3 protein-coding genes are annotated in these 7,350 nt (G+C 37.3%); all 3 read right to left on the reverse strand.

Annotated elements, in window-relative coordinates; all coding sequences use genetic code 11:
* Nucleotides 1-219: 219 nt before the first annotated feature.
* On the reverse strand, nucleotides 220-1,566 hold the full coding sequence (locus tag M0P98_08765) for an aspartate aminotransferase family protein (protein MCK9266940.1): 1,347 nt from the start codon (nucleotides 1,564-1,566) through the stop codon (nucleotides 220-222).
* 101 nt (nucleotides 1,567-1,667) lie between these two features.
* Nucleotides 1,668-6,137, reverse strand: a complete 4,470-nt coding sequence (locus tag M0P98_08770; GenBank protein ID MCK9266941.1) for a hypothetical protein — start codon at nucleotides 6,135-6,137, stop codon at nucleotides 1,668-1,670.
* A gap of 13 nt (nucleotides 6,138-6,150) precedes the next feature.
* On the reverse strand, nucleotides 6,151-7,350 hold a 1,200-nt coding region (locus tag M0P98_08775), incomplete at its 5' end, for an FGGY family carbohydrate kinase (protein ID MCK9266942.1).

The following is a 7,350-nucleotide window of genomic DNA, read 5'->3' on the forward strand; positions in this document are numbered from 1 at the left end:
CCCACGTTGGTAGTAAGCGCAACGTGAAAAACGAGATTCCGGATCAAGTCCGGAATGACATATAAGGGGGAGTCTAATTTTGTATCATTACGTCTTTCGTTATTCCTCGCCTGCATAAAGACCCCCTCACCCTTGATCCCTCTCCCCCAAGGGTAGAGGGCAAAAAAGGGGAGGTTGTATGCGCCGTAGTCCTAGAGTGAGTAGACACCACATACTTTTTTACCCCTTTAATTCTTTTTCTGTTTCAGCTATTGCCTCTTCGATAATATCAATACCTTTCTTAGCCAACTCCTTACTCATAATAATTGGTGGAGAAAGCCGTAGGTTATGTCCTGCAGGAACCCAAGCGAGCCCTTTCTCAAAAGCCTTTTGATAGACCATTCTACCAGCTTCCTCAAACGGTTCTTTGGTTACCCTATCTTTCACCAACTCTATCCCGAGAAGACAGCCAAGACCTCTCACTTCCCCAACTATAGAATGCCTATCTTTTATCCCTTGCAACAACTTTAAAATATAATCTCCAAGTTCGGCAGAACGTGCACAAAGATTTTCTTCTTCGATAACTTCAAGCGAAGCCAGCGCTGCCGCACAAGCCATAGGGTTTCCTCCATAACTGGTAGAAGCAGATATTTTTTCAAGGCTATCTTTATATTTATCAGAAATAATCATAGCAGTTATAGGAAAACCGTTTCCAAAAGATTTACCGAGAGTAACAACATCAGGTATAGTGTCCCAATGTTCCATAGCAAACATTTTGCCAGTTCTACCCATACAGGTCAAAACCTCGTCTGCCATAAACATAATATTATATTTTAAACAAATCTTTTTAATTTTTTGTATCCAACCATCAGGAGGTACAACAGAACCTGCCCAGCCTTGAACTGGTTCCATTACTATTCCAGCAACCTGCCCTGAGGTTTCTTCTCTAATGACAGTTTCTAAGTAGTCAGCACAATAAAGATTACATTCAGGGTAATTCATCTTAAAAGCACATCTATAACAGTAAGCTCTTGGAACAAGGAAAAATCCTGGAGCACGCATTCCTTGAGTTTTATCTACCCTTGCAAGACTAACAGCTCCCATAGTTTTTCCGTGAAAATCTTTATGAAAAGAGATAAATTCAAAATTTCCTGTTGCAGCCCTTATGGCTCTTAAACCAGCTTCAACAGCAGTTGTTCCGCTATCATACAACTGAATTCCATTAAGGTCTCCTTGAGTTACAGAAGCAAGTTTTTCAAGAAGCGCTGTCTTTATAGGGGTAGTAAAGTCGTGGCAATTCATCAATTGTTTAGCATATTTTGCAACAGCTTCACTGATTTTAGGATGACAATGTCCCAAACTTGTTACATAAATACCCGAAGAAAAATCTAAATAAGTGTTTCCATCAACATCAGTTAGAGTAGAACCATATCCTTTATCAAAGACTACCGGGAAAAGTCTTACTTGACTTGAATACCCTTTCATAAAACAACTTGCGCGGTTATGAAAGTCGACAGACTTAGGTCCTGGTGGAACTGTTTTCATATTAGGAACACTATTTATATCAACATCTGCCCAATATTTCATCTTAATCTCCTTCCCCTCCTCCTTTTTGAGGGATTATACATATTGCCAAAGTCTTTCCCCTTAAAAGAGAAAATACTTTATATTAAAATTGTTATTACTAATTATTTTGCTAAAACACCTTCTTCTTCAAAATGAGAAACTCCTTTCAAGTCTCCGTCAAATTGAAATAGAACCTTTGTGTTTTTATCTTTTTTAAATGTTTTTGAAGGAACAAAATTTTCTCTATACCTAACTACATCAGATATTCTTAGTAGGTCAATGGTTCCTTCAAGTGGACCTATAACGATATCTTTATTCTTATTTGCAAGATTAATAAAATCACATTTTGATTGCCAAGCTTTTAGTTTATCCCCAGGCGCTCTAAGAAAACGGTCTCTTGAAGGGGTTCTATAAGCGTCTAATCTTTTTCCGTTGACATATATATTAAATTCCCATTTGAGGGTAGAGGCTTCAGGAGTTTTTAATTCTCTGGGTCCACCAAGGGCTAAAACTGAACCACCGCCACGTATAAACCTGACCGCAAGAATATTGTCACCCTTTTTAAGGTTTGTATCAACCATATGGTTCCAAATAGAGAAAGGAAAAACTTTATTTGAAGTTTCTGTTGTATCGTGTATAAGTTCACCGTTTAACCAAGCCTGCATCCACCAATCTGCCCCCATACCAAGAGTAACCTTTTGTTGTTTAGGTGAATAAATTTTTAAAAACACATATACAGTTTTACCAGTAGGTTCTTGTTTAAGCATTGCAGGGAAATCGTATCTTGTATTAAATACAGAAACTTCTTTTGCTTTGAATGTTTTACCTTTTACTTCAATAGTGCTTGGGTAAGAATTTAATATTTCATTAGGCAAAATTGGGTCTTCTCTATCTACAGGTCCAAAAAAACGCCACCTTGAAGGCCATTTAAGGTCACCATAAACAGGTGTATCTGGGAGCGCCTTTTCTACTGGTTTATATGCCCATACATAAGCAATATGTTCCCATAAACCAGATTTAAAAAGATGGTGTTCTTCTCTACCTATAAGAGATTTTGCTTTAAGGAAACTACGAAAATCTTCAGCACCCGGAAAAGTTCCTAAAATTTCCATTATGATATCGCTAAAATATGTTGAAACATTTACCCTAACCCCGTGTCTATACCCAAGATGTATATGAGGTCCTTCAAGGAACGACCTAAGTTGAAACTCGTCTGCCTTTGGAAGAACAATATCTTGTGTTGACCAGTTAGGGCGGTACCAGAACTCTATTGTGCCTTCATAACCAGGAAAATAAGTGTAACTATTATCACCTTTCTCTTCGCCTCGCGGGAAACGTATGGTTTTATTACCTGTAAGTTGTAAGGCTTTCCCTGAAACACCTTCAACAAATTCCATAGTAGGTTCTACTTTAGGTAACACAATAGGTTCACTTAAAGGTTTTTCGCCTACCTGAGTAGGATAGGTTTCGGAAGTAGCATAAGATATAACCGGCTCAATATTTAAAAATTTAAAAAAATACGCTGGCTGGTTTGAGCTCACATTTATATTCCAAAATCCGTACCTGTTTTTAACGGGTATAGAGACATATCCAACATTTGCTCTATCTGGTTTTAGTATTTCTTCACCGTTAGGTCCAGATATTCGTTGAGGACCTCCAAGAAACAGTTCAAGCGATTTTAATCCTTCAGGTACCTTAAAAAAGAAAGGTTTATACATCCCTAAAGGTGTGCCTTTGCCAGACACAGCTGCTGAATAAAAACCATCTGGAGAGTATAATCCAATCTTCCTTGCTGTTGAATCTAACACCATATAAGACGTAGTGTTATCAAAAGAAATTGTATATAATCCTGATTCAAAACTTGCAGGGACAGAAACCTTGGCATTATAGTGACTAACATTTGAAACAGGTCTATTTAATGTTTCTTCAACCATCCCAGATATTCTTTCTTCAATTTTTAAGGTAATTCCCTTTAAAGGAGACCTTTTTGTACCGGGAGGGTAGTTATAAACAGAAGGTTTTAGTCCACTGTTTAATACTGTTGAATATAGTATACTTATCTCTGTTTTTTCTCCTTTTTTGTGTTCAAAAAGAAGATCTGATTTGGTAATACCATTTGTTTTAACAAGAACAGGAAAAGTATCTTCAGAGTAACCCTTTTCAGCAATCATTTTAAGGACTGTTGGTATACCAAGAAACGGATGGGTTTGGATGGGATTACCCAGATTAGGAAAAGTATGCCATTTAGAAGGGTCAGAACCCATTGTCTTTAATTGTTTAGAAAGGGGAGAAGAAAATCCATTCATCGAGTCAACAAGAGTTTCCTGAGCCAACCGTCTATAATTTTCATTCCCTGTTATTTTATAGGCGACAGCATAAGAAAAAGCAGAGGTATTAAAGTATGAAAGAGCTTTTTCATTACGGTTATACATATATCTGTGGTCAAGAATTTTGAGGAAAGCTTTCTTTCCAAGTTCATCACCGGTTGCTTGATAATAAAAATGTAGGTCTAATGTATGTCGTTGGTCTTTATACATAGCATCAAAATAACTCATATACTTTGGTTCAACACCTGTCTGTTTATCAAGATTTATAAGAGAATGTGCTAACTCAGTTGATAATTTAAGAAAATCTGGATCCCACTCTCTCATATAAAGGATAGAAAGAATTCTTAAAGCCAGAAAAGACAATGTTTTGCTTTCATCTAAAGCTTCATTAAGGTTCCAGAGTCTTTTTATGGATTCTCCAACCATTACAGTAACATCTCTTGCCTGTTCGTTTCCAGTTAAATAATACTCCATAAGCCAATTTCCAATATCGCTTGAACTGTTACCCATATCAAACTTTCTATGAAAATTTCCCCAATAGTGTGGGTATGCGCTTAATGGAGCAAGTTGTCGGGTGAAACTTCCAAACGGTTTACCGGGCGCTTCCCAGTGAGCAATTCCAAAATCTCCAAGTATCCTATTTAAAGCGTGTCCATATTTAAAATACCTTCTTTCACCACTTCTTGCGTACAAGTGCCAAACGTTTCGTCTAACATTATAACTATTAATATTCCCATAAGAAGTAAAACTGGCTACCCATTGTTTACCAGATTTATGATACCCTAAATATGGGCAATGCCCCCAGTTGATAAACCCCTTCATAGGGAACACCTTATCAGAAAGAGTAAACCTATCCCAGCAATCAGAGATATATTCTTCTTCTCTGGGAAATTTTTTAGTATCTTTGTGATACATTGGAAATTCCATAGCCTCAGTTAAACAAGTACGTTCTGGTGAAGCCATAGCAAGTGGTACTCTTGACCCAGCAGTTGAAGTTTGTTTTACCAATTCTGTTAAACCTTTATTTTCAACTATAGGCAAGAACCAAATATCGTGGGTATGCGCAGAACCTTGAGCATTATTAGGTATTCGTGAAAGTCTATCAAACCCAGGGGAGCCTTTACCTTTTTCTACCCAACTTTGCCAATATTCTTTTGCAAGAGTTTTAGAACGAAAATCTAATTCTCTACCACTCCTACTTGACCATAAAACGGCTCTACCGCTCTTTTCTCCAAAAGAAATTTCTTTTGGAAACCGCTCTGCCAGCCAAGGCATAACAATACTAATACCAAAATCATTATAGTCAGCATAAGCCCAATCCCCAACTTTACCAACCTCTTCTAAAACCTTATCATTGGTCCCTATTACTCCTCTAAAATCTGTTTCAGCAAAATGTGGAAACTGGTCTTGAAGCATAAAAATTTCTCTACTCTGTAAATTATACTTTTTTACAGTTTCTCTACTGTTTTCTTCAATTGCACAATACATATCTTTCGGAGCAGAAACAGTCTTAAACTGAAACCCATAATCTTTGAACCATACTTTATTTGTGTCTGATGTCACAACAAGCGAATGGGTAATCTTAACGTAAGGGCTACCTGAAGAAAAATAGAACCACGCTTCTCCTCTCGCCAATCTTTCACCAGTTTCTGTTACATACCAACCAGAACGTTTTACTACAAACCTACCAGGGCCTTCTTTAAGAACATTATTTTTTACTTCAGATAATTTCCCTGATATACGAGCAACTCGCCCATTGTTATCAACAAGGTAAGCACCATCACCAGATTTGTCAAGGAAAGGAGTTTTAACCTTATTTATTGTCAACCAACCCTTTTCAAAAAGAAGTTTATCGCTATCAAACTGATATACCGCTACACCAGTATCAACAGAATAGCCACCGTCTACCTCTTTTGTAATTTTTATGGGGTTTGGGTGGTTACCTCTCTTTACATTAGCACCATATTCAACCATATATTCTTTCTTAGGTGAATCAGTAAACCCAGCCAATGCCCATTTTATACTTCCGTCTCTCCAAGTTGCAGTAACATCTATTTGAGAAGGAACTTCCTTGCCACCACTAACTATTCTAATAGAATTAACATCTTTCAGTTCGCCTTGCGAAAAAGGAAGACTTGCAACAATAGGCCAGGGCGAGTTTAAACCAGAAACATCATCTATAGATATAGGAAAAATCTCTGATGCTGATACTCTAACAAGCAAACCAAATGTTACAAATAAAAATACTTTGATTTTTTTTACCACTTTAGTCTCCTTTTTAAGTTCTATTCAAAGCAAGAAGGGCTGCTCCCTTACCTGCAGATTCGAGAACATCGGAAATAACGACCTCCTTCCCTGTAAGGTTTTTTACCATTTTGGGAAGAAGCGGTTCTTTGGTTGCGCCCCCAACCATAAAAAGACGATGGACAGGGTTAACTTCTTCAATATCTTTTAGTCTATTATGAAGTCTCATCACAAGAGATTTTATAGTTGCCTGATAAATTTCAGCTCCTGTTGTGGACAAACTAATATTTTTAATTACACCTTCACCGAGAGAAAAATCTGGAATAACCTCAGCATTGAGAGGCAATTCGGTGTCAAAATTATCAATTTTTAAATTGTTTCTCATCCACCCCAAAATAATACCAGCGTTTCCTATAGAGGACATAAGCCCAAACATTTTGTTTTGGGTATTTCTTCCGGGGGTCCATCCTTTCTTTGAAAGAAAAGTTAACTTATTAGATGTAATTAAAAGAACCCAAGCAGTCCCGCAGGAGAGCAGACAATCTCCGCTTTTTGTTGCACCAGCTCCAAGGGAAGCACAATATTGGTCGTGCCCACCTGAAACAACAGGCGTTCCTTCTAAAACGTTTATCTGTTGAGAAACTTTTTTTGTTACAGTACCACCAACTTGATTTGAGTTAAGAAGTTCTGGAAGATTCTTATTTTCAAGCCCAGATATTCTTAATATATCTTCATCCCAGAACCCAGAGTTAATATTATATATACAACTCATCTGTGCAGATGTTGGGTCTAAAAAAAAGCGGTCAGTAAGTTTATAATTAATATAGTCTGCAACAAAAGAAATCCTATCGATTTTTTGGGAAACAGAAGGATGGTTCACAGATATCCATTTTAATACAGCAGGCGGTGACCATCCTTTCAAATTATGACCAGTTTTAAGATAAAAATAGTTTGATTCCTCTTTTTGAGAGATTTGTTCAGCTTCGCTTCTACCTCTATTATCCAACCAGGTGATTCCGCTCATAAGGGGAGTTATATCTTTACTCAAGGGAACAAAAGTGCCTCCCTGGCTACTAACCCCAATTGCCTCAATATCTTTTGGGTCCCAACCTATTTTTTTATGTAATTTTTCTATAGCTAAAACTAAAGATTCCCACCAACTTTCTGCATCTTGTTCAACTATCCCAGGTCCTCGATGGTATATTGGGGTAGGGTGGGAAGCAGAAGCCAATAA

The sequence above is a fragment of the bacterium genome (assembly GCA_023230585.1).
Classification (GTDB): domain Bacteria; phylum Ratteibacteria; class UBA8468; order B48-G9; family JAFGKM01; genus JALNXB01.